Source organism: Bilophila sp. T19-St14, from assembly GCF_059728385.1.
The window spans coordinates 2,492,501-2,507,774 of sequence record NZ_BAAGFT010000001.1 but is presented as its reverse complement, the minus strand read 5'-3'; the positions used below and the strand labels follow the sequence as shown (position 1 = coordinate 2,507,774).

Annotated in this window: 12 protein-coding genes and 1 pseudogene; 7 read left to right on the top strand and 6 right to left on the bottom strand. The window is 60.8% G+C overall.

The annotated features are described in order from the left end of the window. Positions 1-876: 876 nt before the first annotated feature. From pheA to AC6I1V_RS10575, 3 genes are all read right to left on the bottom strand, one after another. Entirely contained in the window at positions 877-2,001 is a 1,125-nt protein-coding gene (gene pheA, locus AC6I1V_RS10585) for a prephenate dehydratase (protein ID WP_486854922.1), read from the bottom strand. Positions 2,002-2,003: 2 nt separating this feature from the next. Then, positions 2,004-2,996: a 3-dehydroquinate synthase II family protein gene (locus AC6I1V_RS10580; protein ID WP_308771993.1), complete on the bottom strand. Its 993-nt coding sequence runs from the start codon at positions 2,994-2,996 to the stop codon at positions 2,004-2,006. A gap of 183 nt (positions 2,997-3,179) precedes the next feature. Then, positions 3,180-3,983, bottom strand: a complete 804-nt coding sequence (locus AC6I1V_RS10575) for a 2-amino-3,7-dideoxy-D-threo-hept-6-ulosonate synthase (RefSeq protein WP_302551448.1) — start codon at positions 3,981-3,983, stop codon at positions 3,180-3,182. 515 nt (positions 3,984-4,498) lie between these two features. On the opposite strand from AC6I1V_RS10575, the gene AC6I1V_RS10570 reads away from it, so the two are divergent. Together AC6I1V_RS10570 and AC6I1V_RS10565 are read left to right on the top strand one after the other, a co-directional pair. Further along, the gene (locus tag AC6I1V_RS10570; protein WP_005027907.1) at positions 4,499-4,948 is read left to right on the top strand and encodes a universal stress protein; all 450 of its coding nucleotides are present in this window, start codon (positions 4,499-4,501) and stop codon (positions 4,946-4,948) included. Between the two features lie 650 nt (positions 4,949-5,598). Then, complete coding sequence (locus AC6I1V_RS10565; protein ID WP_486855055.1) at positions 5,599-6,051, top strand: hypothetical protein; 453 nt, start codon at positions 5,599-5,601, stop codon at positions 6,049-6,051. A gap of 364 nt (positions 6,052-6,415) precedes the next feature. Here AC6I1V_RS10565 and AC6I1V_RS10560 read toward each other — a convergent pair whose 3' ends face one another. Genes AC6I1V_RS10560 through hisH form a run of 3 tightly spaced genes read right to left on the bottom strand, consistent with a single transcriptional unit; the run spans position 6,416 to position 10,241 of the window. Continuing rightward, on the bottom strand, positions 6,416-8,818 hold the full coding sequence (locus tag AC6I1V_RS10560) for a tetratricopeptide repeat protein (RefSeq protein WP_302551473.1): 2,403 nt from the start codon (positions 8,816-8,818) through the stop codon (positions 6,416-6,418). A gap of 2 nt (positions 8,819-8,820) precedes the next feature. Continuing rightward, entirely contained in the window at positions 8,821-9,600 is a 780-nt protein-coding gene (gene hisF, locus AC6I1V_RS10555; protein WP_486854046.1) for an imidazole glycerol phosphate synthase subunit HisF, read from the bottom strand. After that, a complete protein-coding gene (gene hisH / locus AC6I1V_RS10550; protein WP_308770510.1) occupies positions 9,594-10,241 on the bottom strand; it encodes an imidazole glycerol phosphate synthase subunit HisH in 648 nt (215 codons plus the stop codon). The genes hisF and hisH overlap by 7 nt, the downstream gene beginning before the upstream one ends. A gap of 346 nt (positions 10,242-10,587) precedes the next feature. Here hisH and AC6I1V_RS10545 point away from each other — a divergent pair, with 346 nt between their 5' ends. The 5 genes and pseudogenes from AC6I1V_RS10545 (at position 10,588) to AC6I1V_RS10525 (ending at position 15,119) form a co-directional block, all read left to right on the top strand. Beyond that, the gene (locus AC6I1V_RS10545) at positions 10,588-11,298 is read left to right on the top strand and encodes a septal ring lytic transglycosylase RlpA family protein (protein ID WP_337431365.1); all 711 of its coding nucleotides are present in this window, start codon (positions 10,588-10,590) and stop codon (positions 11,296-11,298) included. A gap of 616 nt (positions 11,299-11,914) precedes the next feature. After that, positions 11,915-13,231 carry a dissimilatory-type sulfite reductase subunit alpha gene (gene dsrA, locus AC6I1V_RS10540; protein WP_302551453.1) on the top strand — a complete coding sequence of 439 codons (1,317 nt, stop codon included), beginning with the start codon at positions 11,915-11,917 and terminating at the stop codon, positions 13,229-13,231. Between the two features lie 18 nt (positions 13,232-13,249). Further along, positions 13,250-14,392 (top strand): annotated as a pseudogene (gene dsrB, locus AC6I1V_RS10535) (dissimilatory-type sulfite reductase subunit beta); the annotation flags it as partial. Between the two features lie 87 nt (positions 14,393-14,479). After that, positions 14,480-14,701: a dissimilatory sulfite reductase D family protein gene (locus AC6I1V_RS10530; protein WP_486854054.1), complete on the top strand. Its 222-nt coding sequence runs from the start codon at positions 14,480-14,482 to the stop codon at positions 14,699-14,701. Positions 14,702-14,822: 121 nt separating this feature from the next. Next, positions 14,823-15,119 (top strand): hypothetical protein, encoded by a 297-nt coding sequence (locus tag AC6I1V_RS10525; RefSeq protein ID WP_302551454.1) that lies wholly within the window; start codon positions 14,823-14,825, stop codon positions 15,117-15,119. Positions 15,120-15,274 lie beyond the last annotated feature (155 nt).

Here is a 15,274-nt window from a genome sequence, read left to right as displayed (position 1 = left end):
CAACAGGCTGAAGCCATAAACAAAAATCCCACATCACGATGTGAGCCTTTTTCATAAGCAAAACCGATTCTTTTTCCCTAACCCATTACAGGGCCCTTGCCTTCAAAAAAACGAGGCTGTGCCATAGGAAATGGCTGATACTTTCTTGAGGTTCCAAAAAGATAACCGATAAAAGACCTCAGGTTTAAAGTACACCAACGGAAAACTGGATAAAAAGGCCGTATTTTCACCATACTGTGGAGATAAAACGACCACATCCTATAACAAAGCCTAAGCCTAACACGCTAACATATCTTTCTTCTTTCATACTCCTACCCACAGGGAAAACGCCCAGCAGGAATTCGATAAACACAAAAATCTTTGGAGAAGAGAGGGAAGAATTTACGGATTACCACTCCCACCCACATAGGGAAAACCGCCGCAACGCTGGCCTTGGCTACGTTGATGTCCTTACGACTCCCGCCCATGTAGAGAAACAGTACAACGGTTCCTGCACATTCGAGGGCTTCTCGTTTATACTCCCGCCCACAGGGAAAACGCCCAACAGGGATTCGATAAACGCAAAAGTCTTTGGAGAAGAGAGGGAAGAATTTACGGATTAACCACTCCCGCCCACATAGGGAAAACCGCCGCAACGCTGGCCTTGGCTATGTTGATGTCCTTACGACTCCCGCCCATGTAGAGAAACAGTACCCGGTTCCTGCACATTCGAGGGCTTCTCGTTTATACTCCCGCCCACAGGGAAAAACGCCCAACAGGGATTCGATAAACGCAAAAGTCTTTGGAAAGGGAGGGATGGGGTTTGGGGAAGGGAGGGAAAAGCTTTTCTTCAGAAAAGTTTTCCCTCCCTTCCCCAATCTTCTTTTCCTTCCCTCACTACTCCCCTGCCGTGTAACAGCCCAACAGCCTGAACGAGTGGCAGGTGTTGCGAAGCTCGGCGAGGACGCCGGAGAGCTCAGGCTTGAGCAGGTTCGTCTCAAGATCAGCGAAAAAGGCGTACTTCCAGCTCTGGGAGCGCAAGGGGCGCGACTCCAGCTTGCGGAGGTTCACGCCAGCCTTGAACAGCAAATCCAAAATACCCGCCAGAGAACCGGGCTTATCGGGCAGCGTGAACAGTACCGACGTCTTGTTGGCTGCCGAAGTGTCCGTAGGCTTGGGGCCAATGACCACAAAACGCGTCTGGTTCGTCGGCTCATCCTCAAGATTGTAGGCAAGGATGGGCAAACCGAGCATCGAGGACAGGCTCTTGTGCCCGATGGCGGCGCTCCCCGGCTCGGAAACCGCCCGGCGCGCGGCGGCGGCGGTGGAATCGCAGGCCATAAGAGACGCATCGGGCAGATGCTGACGCAGCCAGCGCTGGCACTGGGCGAGCGCCTGCGGATGGGAATACACCACCTTGATCGCTTCAGGGGACGACTCCACGGACAGCAGCGTGTGCTGGATGCGGGCGACCGACTCGGTCTGGATGTACACATCGTATTCCATGAAGAGATCGAAGCACTGCCCCACGGAGCCCTGCAGGACGTTCTCAAGCGGGATCACGCCGAGCGCGCACTCGCCGCCGTGCACGGCGGCGAAGGCCTCCCGGAAATTCTTGCAGGGCCGGTAATCCATAAGGTTCCCAAGCAGATCCACAGCCGCAAAATAGGAGTTTGTCCCCTCAGGGCCGAGGTAGGCCACGGATACGGGACGCTGAAGGCTCCGGGACGACGCGAAAATTTCATGCCAGATGGAGCGCAGGTGCTCTTCGGGCAAGGGGCCCGCGTTCTCCCTCGCGAGGTTGTCCAGAATCTGCCGCTCGCGCTGCGGGCGGAAGACGGGGCCGGACGTATTCGCCTTCACGCGCCCCACTTCGAGGCTCAGGGAGGCACGGCGGTTAAGCAGGGCCAACAGTTCGCGATCCACGGCGTCGATCTGGAGGCGCAGCCCCTGAAGCGCTTCGGACTGTTTCGCGGCTGCGGCCTCGGCCCAGCCGTCAGGGGTATCGTTGGATTCGGGCATGGCTATATCTCTCGGATGTTTTCCTGAATGCGCATACCGAAATGGCGCCCGGCCACATCGGATCGGCAGATGACTTCGTCGCCGGGCCGGAGCGCGACCACGCTGACGGGCGTGCCGTCAGGCCGCACAAGGCGGATGGTTTCGGCGTTCTGCAAAAAGACGGAACCGGTGCGCGTGCCTTCCGGCGTTTCCATCTGGGCCGTGATCATCAGCATGGGCCGCACCTCGGTCTTGATGCGCCCTATGGTGGCGAGCGACGTGCGCCCGTCCTTATCCACGATAAGGACTTCGTCCCCGGAGCGCAATTCGCCCACGTAGCAGGTCTTGTCGCCGGGCATCATCGCATAGGCGTGCACGCCGCCCGCGTTGATGCGGAAAGGCCGCGCCGCCACATATTCGTTGTGTTCCGTTTCGGCATGGACAAGGAAGGTGAACGCGCTGGAGTTGCCCACCAGCATCCCCTGCCCCCTCTCCATGAGGGTCAGCGTATCGACGCAGACGCGGTGCCCGAGGCCAACGGTCTTCACTTCGGTAATAGTCGCCTTATCCAGCGACAGCGTGCCTTGCGACAATTTCAGCTCCGATACGATGTTCTTGAGGCTTGCCAACGCTTCGGGGAGCACCACCACGACGGGCACGCCGCATTCGAGAACCCCCGCCGCAAGACGGGCTTCGGCCAGCGAAGCGGCTTCGACCGCCAGCTTTCCGGCCACGGCGGGCTGGGCGAGCAGGTTTTCCACCGGGATGATCTCCCACCCCTGAGCCAGTACGAGACGTTCGCCCCCGGCGATGCGGGAGGCGATGGATTCTTCATCGGCCTTGGAGCCGAGCCCCACGGACGGCATATCCTCCTCGGCCCGCACGTCGCACAGCGCCAGCGAGCGGACGCCCTCCACATGCTCGGCATCGGTGATGATCCCATCGACGCCGGATTCGAGGGCCAACGTCACGTCTTCCTTGCTGAAAGGCACGCTCTTGAAATAAATGTCAGGCATGGTTCCGTTCCTGTTGTTTCAACCGCATCAGGCTCCATGTCCTGACCGGAAAATGGCGATCCCGGAATTTCCGAAACCTTTGTTCTTTTTCCCCGCGCTGCATGCTTCCGCCGTGCAGCCACCTGCCGATGGCCCTTCCGGGGCGGGAAGGGCCCCCAGCCGGGAAACCCTTCCCCGCTCCCGCTAGCCTTCCACAATAGCCAGCGCCTCGTCGAGGGACAGCCCCTGATGGACAAGGCCGCGCAGGGCACGGACGAGCTGCACGCGCTTGGGATGCTGGAACACATTGCGCCCCACGGAAAGGCCGGAACCGCCCGCCTTGAGGGAGTTGTCAACCATTTCGAGGAATTGGCGGGTGGTTTCGGTGCGGGGCCCGCCGGCAATGACCACGGGAACGCAGCAGCCCGCGATGACGTCGGCGAAGGAGTCGATGTCTCCGGTGTAGGGGACTTTCACGATGTCGGCGCCGAGTTCCACGCCCACGCGGGCGCAATGGGCGACGACGGCGGGATCGAATTCATTGGAGATGCGGGGGCCGCGGGCGTACAGCATGGCGAGGAGGGGCATGCTCCATTCTTCGGCTACGCGGGCGACTTCTCCGAGGTCGGCGAGCATGTCGCTCTCATTGTCGTCGCCGAGGTTCACATGCACGGAAACGCCGTCGGCACCGCGGCGGATGGCTTCCTCAACGGTGCATACGAGGCGTTTCTTGTTGGAGTAGCTGGACAGGGATGTGGAAGCGGAAAGATGGATGATGAGGCCAAGATCCTTGCCTTCGCCGGAAGCGCGGAAGCAGCAGCGGCACAACCCTTTATGCATCAGGACGGCGTCAGCGCCGCCGTCGGCCATGTCGGAGACTGTCTTGTGGATATTCTCAATGCCTTCGATAGGGCCGACGGAGACGCCGTGATCCATAGGAACAATGATGGCGCGGCCGGTTTCACGATTGAAGATGCGCTGGAGACGGACTTGCTTGCCGAGGTTCATGGTATTCCATCCTTTGTGTGTTTGCACAGGGAGGCTGGTGCATGGATCCGCGGCAAAAAGAAGGGCCGCGGATTTGCACCCGCGGCCCTGAATGTCTGGTTTTGCTTTACAACAACATCCCACACACCCCTGTACCGCAGGTGCGACCAAAATAAAAAAAGAAGCCCCAAAAGCGGCTGCTTTCGTTGGAAGCGGTAAATGCGGTGGCGGTGTAGTTGGTCATGTCGTCCTCAACTGTGTTTTGTAAAAACTAGTCCCCAATCCGGTTTTCTGTCAAGAAAAAAATGTACCTTTTTTCATCAGCGCGAAAATGTTCGCTTTTCGTCACCGTTCCGCCACAGCCCGCTTTTCCCCGAACCTCCGTTTTTGGCAATGCACAAGGGAGAAACGAATAAAAGGCGGCCTCTTGTTTGTTCATGAAAAAACGATTACAATTTGATCAATTTCAAAGAGCGCTCCTGCGCCGTCCCGCAGTAAAGCTCTCCACTGTGCAATCTTTTACAGGGAGAAGAGTCATGCCTGCCTTGAAGAAGATCCTGTGCGCCCTGGACCTGTCGGATCAGAGCGAATCCGTAGCCGAATACGCCGTTATGCTCGCCAAGATGTCCGGGGCCAGCATTGTGGCGGTGTATGCCGCCCCCACGCTGACCCAGTACACGGGTTTCCATGTGCCGCCGAACACCATCGACAACTTTGTCGGTGAGATCGTTTCCGGCGCCGAACGCTCGATGACCGACTTCGTATCCGAACACTTCACCGGAGTGGACGCCCGCGGCGTCGTCGTCGTCGGCTACGCGGCTGAGGAAATCCTCGCCCTCGCCGAAAGCGAACAGGCCGACATCATCGTTATGGGCACCCGCGGACGCAAGGGCATCGACCTGATCCTGTTCGGCTCCGTGGCTGAAAAGGTCGTAAAGAACGCGACTTGCCCGGTGCTGACCATCCGTCCCACCGACGACGATTGATTGACTTGGGAGGCAGTCCGGCGAAACCGGGCTGCCTCCTTTTTCTTCCCCAGACGGAATGTTCCGCCGCGAAGCCTCCATACGGGACGTTCCCCGGCCTTTTCCCTTCCCCGGACGGAATGTTGCGTTTCGTCCTTCTTCGTATTTGCCCAACTTTCCGTGCCGTCCGGCAGAAACCCGGTCCGCAGGACTCCGCTGCCGGAATCCGGGCCTGCTTCCATGCCTTACAGAAGGCTCCGCCATAATATGCGGCTGTTTTATTTTGGCTGTGTCCAATTTTACGGTTGATGATTTTTTTTCAATGAAAATCAATAGATAAAAGTTCGTTCCACGTCTGGTGATGTGGGCCTCTCTCATTTTTTGTTCATTACATGAAATCCAGTTTTGAAGAATTGTTGCGAGACCTCCAGATAATTTCCAAAGAACTCTTCCTTTCCAGTTGGAATCTTGTATCAACCACAAACTTAAACACAGCCTTTATTTTTACAGTATGCTGAAAATAGGACGTTTTATCAGGCTTCCTTGCTGATGGGCTCCATGATTAGGGCGTTTATTCGTTATTTCTCTGGAATTTCAAGAAAGAAAACATCAACCGCTTCCCATAACACAGCCTTACAGAAAAACGCTTCCGCATCATGGGAGGATGTTTTATGGCCCCCTCCGGCTTTCCCGCCTTTTCCAACAAATGCACGCCCCCGGTAGGCAAGTGTTTCCTTGTGTTCCTCGTTTCGGTGCTTGGGGTATGCGTGAGCATATACTACCGTTTTACGCCCGGCATTCCCTTTGATCGGAACTTGTTCGCGGCGATGGGGATGATCCCGGGCGCGCTCCTGTGCGTGTTCCTCCTGCTCCTGCCTTGCGGGGGCTGGCTTTCTTGGCTGTTCGACACGCTCCTGTGCGCCATCATTCTACCGATACTTTGTTATTCCAGGGGAATGAATATAGGCATATTCCCCGCAGCCGTATGGGGTGCCCTGCTGGGGGCAAGCATCTCCTACCCCCTGTTCACGTTCTTCAACACATTGAAAGAGAGGGCGGAAAAAGGCTCAGGCAAAGACGGCCGACGCCCCGTTTCCGACGAAATGAGTGCCCCAAAGAAATAGCCGCCTCTGGCCGCACGGCCCTGCACTCAACGGGCGCAGTGCGTTTCCCCTTCTTTGCAGGCTATCCTTCCGGCAATCCCCATACCCCGCCGTATGACGGGAGATGCACGCCGCCGCACACCAAGCCTCTTTTCCGTGCAGCACAGGGAGAAGCAACTGTTGCCCGCCTTCCGCACGTAACAGGGCTCTTTTCCGCGCAGCACCGGGAGAAGGGCGTCAGAGCCGGAACGCCTGCGCCACACAGCGCTCTCCAGAGGCTATTGCAACCGCCTTTGGTGGGGGTGGGGTGGACGCGAGCCACGACAGCAAACTGGGGAGGGGAAACGTTCCCAAGAAAGGGCCCCCTCCCCAACATTCAGCCCGTCTACAGCTCCCCGGCCTTCAGCAAGGCTTCGCGGGCGTCCGCCAGACGGCCCTGCACTTCGAGGGCGCGGGAAAGCACCAGCCAGCCATTCCGGTATTCGGGACGCAGGGCCACGCTCTGGCGGGCCAGCGATTCCGCAAGCTCCGGGTCTTCGCCGCCGTCAAGGTAGAGGTCGGCCATGAGGCTGAGGGCGGCCACATCGCGGGGGTTGCGGAGCAGCGCCTGATGCAGATGCTCGCGGGCCTGATCCGCTTTGCCGAGCCGCAGGGCGAGACGGGCAAGGTGCCGGTACGGGAGCGGGCTCCCGGTGTCGAGGGCCGCCGCCGACTCGAACCGGGCGCGGGCTTCTTCAAGCCGTTCCTCAGCCTCGTCGAGCTGCCCGAGCCGGATCAGCGCATACAGATGCGAGGGCGACAGCCGGATGCAGGTACGGAAATGTTCCGCAGCCGCCTCGTTGTCGTGCAGGCTCTGGCAGACCGCGCCGAGGTTGTAGGCCAGCGCGGGATCGTCCGGGGTACGCTGGATCGCCTCCTCGAAAAAGCGCCGGGCTTCGGCATGGCGCCCAAGCGAGGCAAGGCAGACGCCGAGGGAGTTCCACGCCAGCACATTGTCCTCATCGGCAAGCAGGGCAAGCTTGTACTCTTCGATGGCCCCGAACACGTCGCCCCGGCAGTGCCGCTTGTCCGCGCTGATGTTCAGGGCGAGGGAACCGAACTGCCCGATATGCGGCGCGGGGAGCAGGAGCGCATATTCAAGCGCCTTGCGTGCGCCTTCGATCATGTCCGAAGGCCGGAGATCGAGGAAGGGCCAGCAGGCCAGCCCCACGCCGGCACGCACGCCGAGGCGCGAAGCGATGTCGGCGCACAGCTTTTCGTACAGCCCGCGGAGCGGTTCCGCCTCCAGATCGGGATGGAAAAAGATGAGGCTGTTCAGCCCGAAGCGTCCGCCGAGCACCTTCCTGCCGCATACGGAACGGGCGAGATCCGCCACCTGCGCCATGATGTGCTCAGGCTGCGTCATGGGCTGGATCGCGCCGGAAGGGTCACCGTCGCGGCGCGCCATGTCCACATGCAGCAGGGCCAGCGAAAACCGTTCGCACTCGCTGCACGCCCGCGCCAGATGGGCAAGGAAATCGCCGTGCCGCAGGAGCCCGGTCAGGGGATCGGGGCGGTGGAACACGCCGTCGTCCTGCCCTTCGGGGGCCGCGCTCTGCACGCTCAGCCTCTGCTCCTCCTGAAGCAGCGTCAGGGCGTCGTCGGGCTCAAGCGGCCACGCGGGATCGCCAAGGTGCAGAATCTCCGCCACGGATTCCGATTCACGGACTTCCAGAAGGACGATCTCGCCCTTGTAGAGCGGCTGGAGGGACTCGTCCCCGGAACCGCCCTTGACCGCGTAGTTCACCGACCAGACCGAGAAATGCTGGCCTTCCCGCGCGCCCACGCTCCTGCCGAGCGAGGTCAGGACCCGCGAAAGGGGCATCACCTGCCGGATGTGCCCGCCTTCGAGAAGCAGCCTGCCGTACCCCATGACCCGGCCCGCCTGAAAACCGCCGGGGCCGCGCGTGCGGGCCACTTCCGCCGCGAGCTGGGCCTTGTGCAGCAGGATGCGCCCGTGCTCTTCCGAACTGCGCTGGCGGGTCCCGTCCATATCCTGCGGATAGAGCGCATAGCCCGCATGGGGCTGCACGCCGAACGGCCTGCCGATCAGCGGATCGGGGAGGCGCACCTGCTCCATCGCCCGCAGGATGGCGGCGGCAAGGTTCTCGCATTCGGGGCGCGTGGCTTCGGGAAGGAACACCGCGACCGCGCTGTCGCCGATGCGCGCGCCGAACGCCTGATCGGGAAGCTGGCCGGAAAACGCCTCCACCAGCTTGCCCACGAGCCGATCCGCAAACCCGTAGCTGACGTTCCGGGCCACCTCGCGCACGCCGTCGAACCGGACGACGATGAGGCCGAGCGTACCGCCCCGGCTGCTGCCCTCGCCGCTTTCCAGCCCGAACTCCCGCGCGAACGCCGACTGTATGGCCCCGGTTTCCTGCGTGAGCCGCTCCAGCAGCACCTCATGGGTCGCAAGCCCGGAGCGGGGATCGAGCCGCCCGGCCTTGTACAGCTCCAGATTCTCAAGGCACAGATCGACGATGCCGGGCAGGGACGGCAGCAGCGCCGCCACGCGCTCGGCGTCGGGCACACGGGCCATGAACACGCCGAGGAGTTCCCCGTGCCGGACGAGCGGCAGCAAAAGCTTCCCCTCGTCCGGCAGCCATTCCGGTTCCTGCGAACGGGTCTGGCGGGGAAAATAGACGGCATGCGCCTCGAACGGGAGCACGCGGTGCAGGCTGTCCCGCAGCCGCTGCTCCAGATCCAGCAGATCGCGCCGGACAAGGCCGGTCGTCAGGCCCGACATGCCTACCACGTCAGGCGGACGGGCACGCCGCGATCCGCCATGTATTGCTTGAGCTGCCCAATCGTATATTCGCCGTAATGCACGATGGAGGCGATGAGCGCCGCCGAAGCGCGGCCTTCCGTCACGGCGTCCACCATGTGCTGCGGGCTCCCCGCGCCGCCGGAAGCGATGACGGGGATGCGCACGGCGTCGCAGATCCGGCGGGTGAGCGTCAGCTCATAGCCGTCCTTGGTCCCGTCGGCGTCGATGGAGTTGACGCACAGCTCGCCCGCGCCGAGCGCCTCGCAGCGCTTCGCCCACTCGACGGCGTCGATTCCCATGGCCTTGCGCCCGCCATGAATCACGATCTCATACCCGGACGGGATTTCCGGGGTGGCGGGAACCCGCTTCACGTCCATGCCGACCACGATGGCCTGCGAACCGAAGGCGTCCGCGCCCTGCGAAATGATTTCCGGGTTCTTCACGGCGGCGGAGTTCACGGAAATCTTTTCCGCGCCCGCGAGCAGCACGGCCCGCATGTCCTGTAGCGTGGAGATGCCGCCCCCCACGGAGAAGGGGATGAAAATCTCCGAGGCGACCTTTTCCACCACGTCGAGGAAGATCCCGCGCGCCTCAGCGGAAGCCGTGATGTCGTAAAAGACGATTTCATCGGCCCCGGCCTCGTAATACCGCCGGGCGGTTTCCACCGGATCGCCGATGTCTTCGTTGCCCACGAACTTGATGCCCTTGGTCAGGCGCCCGTTGCGCACGTCGAGGCAGGGGATAACCCGTTTCGTCAGCATGCCCGGCCTCCCGCGCTGCGCGCCATGCACCATTCATAGAAATTGGAAAGGATCTTCAAGCCCGGCCTGCCGCTCTTTTCCGGGTGGAACTGGATGGCCCACAGGCCGTCCTGCCCGTACACCGCGCAGAACTCCGTACCGTAACGGCTTGTGGCGATGACCTTTTCCGGGGCCGTCTCCACATAATAACTATGCACGAAATAGAAGGCCGCGTCAGCCGGGACATCCTTCAGGATGGGGCTCTCCTGCTTGCGGGAAATCGTATTCCAGCCCATGTGCGGGATGCGGATAGACGCCCCGCCTTCCTCCAGATGCTCGTCGAAACGCACGCAGCGGCCTTCGACAAGGCCGAGGGTCGGCGTGTCGTTCTCGTCGCTGTGGGCCACCATGATCTGGCAGCCGAGGCAGATCCCAAGCAGGGGCCTGCCCGACGAGACGACATTGCGCAGCACGGCGTCGAGGCCGGAATCCTGAAGGTGGCGCATGGCCTGTCCGGCAGCGCCCACGCCGGGGAAAATCACGCCGTCCGCGCTGTCCACGACGGCGGGATCGGCAGTGATGGCGCAGGGAATGCCCAGATGATCGAGCGCGCGGCGCACGCTGGTCTGGTTCCCCGCCTTGTAGTCAAGGATGGCAAGCATAGTTCTTCCCGGTAAGCCGTTGTCCGCCGCCTCCGCGCGGAGAAACGTCCGGCGGGCGGGAGCGGGTGAAAGCCCATAGAAAGGGCCGAAAACACGATACTATCCGGTTCAGCGCCAGGTCAAGGCCCGCAACGGGCCGGACAGCGGGGGCGGGGCCCCAAAAAACGCGCATGCCCCCTGATTTGAAGGGCCTGTTGGGGGCGCACGGGAGGCCGGGTTGACAGAATCCGTAGTCTGGGCGAAATATATGACAATTCCACACTCCATCACGAGGTAAACCAAGGCCCTTTTTCCCCCGCACGAGCGCGGGAAGCCTGCCATATGGGCCGCAGCGCCAAGGATACGCATGATAAAACGAGCCATCACCCTGCTGCTCTTGGCTCTTCCTTTGTATTTGGCCGCCGTCCCGCAGGCGGAAGGCCGATCTCCGGGGCCGATGCTTGAGGTCTTTACCGGGAGAGCCACCTTTTACAGCGACTCGTTCCACGGCAAGAAAACGGCCAATGGGGAACGCTACAACAAAAACGAATTCACGGCGGCGCACCGTTCCCTTCCTTTGGGAACCATCGTCCGCGTGACCAACCTTTCCAACGGCAACAACCTGCTCGTCCGCATCAACGACCGCGGGCCGGGCAAGAAAAAGCTCATCCTCGACGTTTCCAGGGCCGCCGCCAGCAGGCTGAACATGATCCGGCGCGGCGTGATTCCCGTCCAGGTCGAGGTCGTCGCCGACAAGCGGGGCATCCCGGTTCTGCGGAACAACGCCTTTTACCTGCGGCTGGCCGGCGCACGCACGCTCAAGGACGCCCAAAACAAGCTCAAAACGCTTTCGTCCGCCGGCGCATCCAAGCCCACCAAGCGGGTTTCCCGCAGCCTGCCCGGCGAACTCAAAATCCTCTCGGAACGCCTTCCCAACGGCCGCACGCAGTATTTTATCGGCCAAGGCCCCTTCACCCGCTACCGGGATGCGCAGCGCGCCCTGAGCAAAGCCAGAGCCAGGCATACTGAAGCCAGCGTCGCCTGCCTCCCCAGGCTGGTCGCCGAAAACAACCGCTGACGGCGGTTTGGGCCGCCCCCGCAGCGCCTTTCCGCGCAGCCTGCGCCCGTCGGCTTCGGGGTTCCATACCGCGCCTTTTTGGACAACCGCCCCGCCCTTCGTGGGGCCTTTTCGGGAGCCTCTTGCCCACCCTTTACGGCAAGGCGGCATAATCAGCCGACACTAAAAGGAAAAGCCGTTTAAGTCCCAGAATATTGTTCAAAAAATCACTAAATCTTTTTCGTTCTTCTTTGCACAACTTTTTCTGCAAGCACCTATCGTATTGTTCATACATATTTTTCCCATAAAAAACACAAAACAGGAAACGGTTTTCAACTCCCCAAAAGCCCTTTCAGGGCTGGTGCAGAAATTCACTCCATCCCCTATCGTGCCCTAATCACGCGCCATTTGCACGAGTTCACGGCCCAGCGGGGCTAAATGTGCACAAAATCCTTTGATGACACCGGGTTTCTCGAACCTTCCTTGACACAAACAAGAACTGCATGGTATTTTTAACAAGAAGTAAGATAACTGAGATGAGGCCCGTGCGTTTGCGCTGCGGGCCATCTTAGAATATCCCGCGGCTTTCAGCCGCACCACAATGCGGTTACCAACCAAACCAAGTGGAGGTAAGGCAATGGCAATCAAACATCCAACTCCCTTGTTGGATCAACTCGAAACTGGCCCTTGGCCCAGCTTCGTATCCGACATCAAGCAGGAAGCTGAATACAGAGCGGCCAACCCCGACAACGTGGAATTCCAGGTTCCCGCCGACGCTCCCGACGACCTGCTCGGTGTGCTTGAACTTTCCTATAAGGAAAAGGAAACGCACTGGAAGCACGGCGGCATCGTGGGCGTGTTCGGTTACGGCGGCGGCGTTATCGGCCGTTACTGCGACCAGCCTGAAATGTTCCCCGGCGTGGCGCACTTCCACACCGTCCGTGTGGCCCAGCCCTCCGGCAAGTACTACTCCACCGAATTCCTGCGCGGCCTGTGCGACATCTGGGAACTCCGCGGCTCCGGCCTGACCAACATGCACGGTTCCACCGGCGACATCGTGCTCATCGGCACCCAGACCCCGCAGCTTGAAGAAATCTTCTACGATCTCACCCACAAGCTCGACGTCGACCTCGGCGGTTCCGGTTCCAACCTCCGTACGCCTGCCGCCTGCCTTGGCCAGAGCCGCTGCGAATACGCCTGCTACAACACGCAGGACGCCTGCTACCAGCTCACCATGGACTACCAGGACGAACTGCACCGTCCCGCCTTCCCCTACAAGTTCAAGTTCAAATTCGACGGCTGCCCGAACGGCTGCGTGGCCGCTATGGCCCGTTCCGACTTCGCCGTCGTGGGTACGTGGAAGGACGACATCAAGATCGATCAGGAAGCCGTGAAAGCCTACGTTGCCGGCGAATTCGCCCCCAACGCCGGCGCCCACTCCGGTCGTGACTGGGGCAAGTTCGACATCGAAGCCGAAGTCATCAACCTGTGCCCCTCCAAGTGCATGAAGTGGGACGGCAGCCGCCTCTTCATCAACAACGCCGAATGCGTGCGTTGCATGCACTGTATCAACACCATGCCCCGCGCCCTGCACATCGGCGACGAACGCGGCGCGTCCATCCTCTGCGGCGCCAAGGCCCCGGTCGTTGACGGCGCTCAGATGGGCTCCCTGCTCGTTCCCTTCGTCCCGGTTGAAGCTCCTTACGCTGAACTCAAAGAAATCATTGAAAAGATTTGGGATTGGTGGATGGAAGAAGGCAAGAACCGCGAACGTCTCGGCGAAACCATGAAGCGTCTGTCCTTCCAGAAGCTCCTTGAAGTCACCGAAATCCCCGCTCTTGCTCAGCACGTCAAGGAACCGCGCTCCAACCCGTACATCTTCTTCAAGGAAGAAGAAGTGCCCGGCGGCTGGAACCGTGACCTGGCTGCTTACCGCTCCAGACATCAACGCTAAAGAGAAGGGAGAATTACCATGGCGTTTGTTTCTTCCGGCTACAATCCTGAAAAGCCGATGGAAGGCCGTATCTCCGATATTGGCCCCCGCAAATACGACTCGTTCTTCCCTGAAGTCATCAGGAAGAACTTCGGCAAATGGCTGTACCACGAAATCCTGGAACCCGGCGTGCTCGTGCACGTCGCCGAATCCGGCGACAAGGTGTACACCGTGCGCTGCGGCGGCACCCGTACGATGTCCGTTACCAACATCCGCGAAATCTGCGAAATCGCCGACAAGTACTGCGGCGGGCACGTTCGCTGGACGACCCGTAACAACATCGAATTCATGGTGACCGACGAAGCCACCCTGAAGGCCCTGAAGGAAGATCTGGCGGGCCGCAAGTTCGCCGCCGGCTCCTACAAGTTCCCCATCGGCGGCACCGGCGCCGGCGTTTCCAACATCGTGCACACCCAGGGCTGGGTGCACTGTCACACCCCCGCCACCGACGCCTCCGGCCCGGTTAAGGCTGTGATGGACACCATGTTTGAAGAGTTCAAGAACATGCGTCTGCCCGCCCCCGTGCGCATTTCGCTGGCTTGCTGCATCAACATGTGCGGCGCCGTGCACTGCTCCGACATCGGCATCGTGGGCATCCACCGCAAGCCCCCGATGATCGACGACCAGTGGGTTGACCAGCTCTGCGAAATCCCGCTGGCTGTCGCCGCCTGCCCCACCGCCGCCGTGCGTCCGGTCAAGACCGAACATGACGGCAAGAAGGTCAACTCCGTGGCCATCAAGCAGGATCGCTGCATGTACTGCGGCAACTGCTACACCATGTGCCCCGCCCTGCCCATCTCCGACGGCGAAGGCGACGGCGTCGCCCTGATGGTCGGCGGCAAGGTTTCCAACCGTATCTCCATGCCCAAGTTCTCCAAAGTGGTCGTGGCGTACATTCCCAACGAACCGCCCCGCTGGAACACCCTCACCAGCACGATCAAGCACATCGTGGAAGTGTACTCCGAAAACGCCAACAAGTACGAACGCCTGGGCGACTGGGCCGAACGCATCGGCTGGGAATCCTTCTTTGAGCTGACCGGCCTTGAGTTCACCCACCACCTGATCGACGACTTCCGCGATCCGGCTTACTACACCTGGCGCCAGAGCACCCAGTTCAAGTTCTCTGAACTGGCCCTCGCCGCCCACGGCGGTGAAGCCCACGAATCCGCTTCCGCCGCTGAAGTCACCGCCGAAGACAAGGAAGTCGTCATCAACTTCCTCAAGGAAAAGATGTCCCGTCCCGGCGCGAAGACCAAGTACTACTTCAAGGACTTCCTCGAACTCTTCCCCGCCAAGGGCACCCGCGACGTCAAGAACGTCCTGTCCGTGCTCGTGTCCGAAGAGACGTTGGAATACTGGTCTTCCGGCTCCACGACCATGTACGGTCTGAAGGGCGCCGGCAAGCAGGCCTCTTCCGAAGGCGAAAACTAGTCTTAACGGCTGCGGGGGAGCTTTCTCCCGCGGCTTTCCCTCCCGTTCCCGATCTAGCGGGCACGGGAGGGCTTTTGAGGGAAGGAAGCGATTCCTTCCCTTTTCTTTTCCGGGGGACGGCATGGCCCAGAACATTCGGCTCAGGCACGCACAGTCCGGCATCATCACAACCGGATTTTACGGATTCAGTTGGACGACGCTGTTTTTCAGCGGTTTTCCCGCCATATTCCGTGGCGACCTCCTTACCGGGGTGCTCGTGCTGCTCCTCAGCGCCTCCTCTTTCTGGCTCGTCGCGCTCATCTGGGCCTTTCTCTACAACCGCGTCTACACCACGCGCCTGCTGGAACGCGGCTACGTCTTCGACGACGATCCTGAGAAAGTCCGGGAAGCCAAGCGCGTGCTGGGCATACACGAGTAGAACCAAGGACGCGCCCGTGACGCCGCATCCCCGCCGGTTCCATCCGCCCGGACGGACAGCAAAGCCCGGCCCGGCTGCCCGATCCGTCCCATTCCGCGCGACGCCGGGCGGCACATCCCGCCCATTCCCGTCTCGGCCTCCCTTTGCTGCTCCCC

Coding starts and splice junctions, on each gene's coding strand:
- pheA (WP_486854922.1), bottom strand. CDS start 2,001: ATGCCCGAATCCAACGATACCCCTGACGGCTGGGCCGAGGCCGCAGCC.
- AC6I1V_RS10580 (WP_308771993.1), bottom strand. CDS start 2,996: ATGCCTGACATTTATTTCAAGAGCGTGCCTTTCAGCAAGGAAGACGTG.
- AC6I1V_RS10575 (WP_302551448.1), bottom strand. CDS start 3,983: ATGAACCTCGGCAAGCAAGTCCGTCTCCAGCGCATCTTCAATCGTGAA.
- AC6I1V_RS10570 (WP_005027907.1), top strand. CDS start 4,499: ATGCCTGCCTTGAAGAAGATCCTGTGCGCCCTGGACCTGTCGGATCAG.
- AC6I1V_RS10565 (WP_486855055.1), top strand. CDS start 5,599: ATGGCCCCCTCCGGCTTTCCCGCCTTTTCCAACAAATGCACGCCCCCG.
- AC6I1V_RS10560 (WP_302551473.1), bottom strand. CDS start 8,818: ATGTCGGGCCTGACGACCGGCCTTGTCCGGCGCGATCTGCTGGATCTG.
- hisF (WP_486854046.1), bottom strand. CDS start 9,600: ATGCTGACGAAACGGGTTATCCCCTGCCTCGACGTGCGCAACGGGCGC.
- hisH (WP_308770510.1), bottom strand. CDS start 10,241: ATGCTTGCCATCCTTGACTACAAGGCGGGGAACCAGACCAGCGTGCGC.
- AC6I1V_RS10545 (WP_337431365.1), top strand. CDS start 10,588: ATGATAAAACGAGCCATCACCCTGCTGCTCTTGGCTCTTCCTTTGTAT.
- dsrA (WP_302551453.1), top strand. CDS start 11,915: ATGGCAATCAAACATCCAACTCCCTTGTTGGATCAACTCGAAACTGGC.
- AC6I1V_RS10525 (WP_302551454.1), top strand. CDS start 14,823: ATGGCCCAGAACATTCGGCTCAGGCACGCACAGTCCGGCATCATCACA.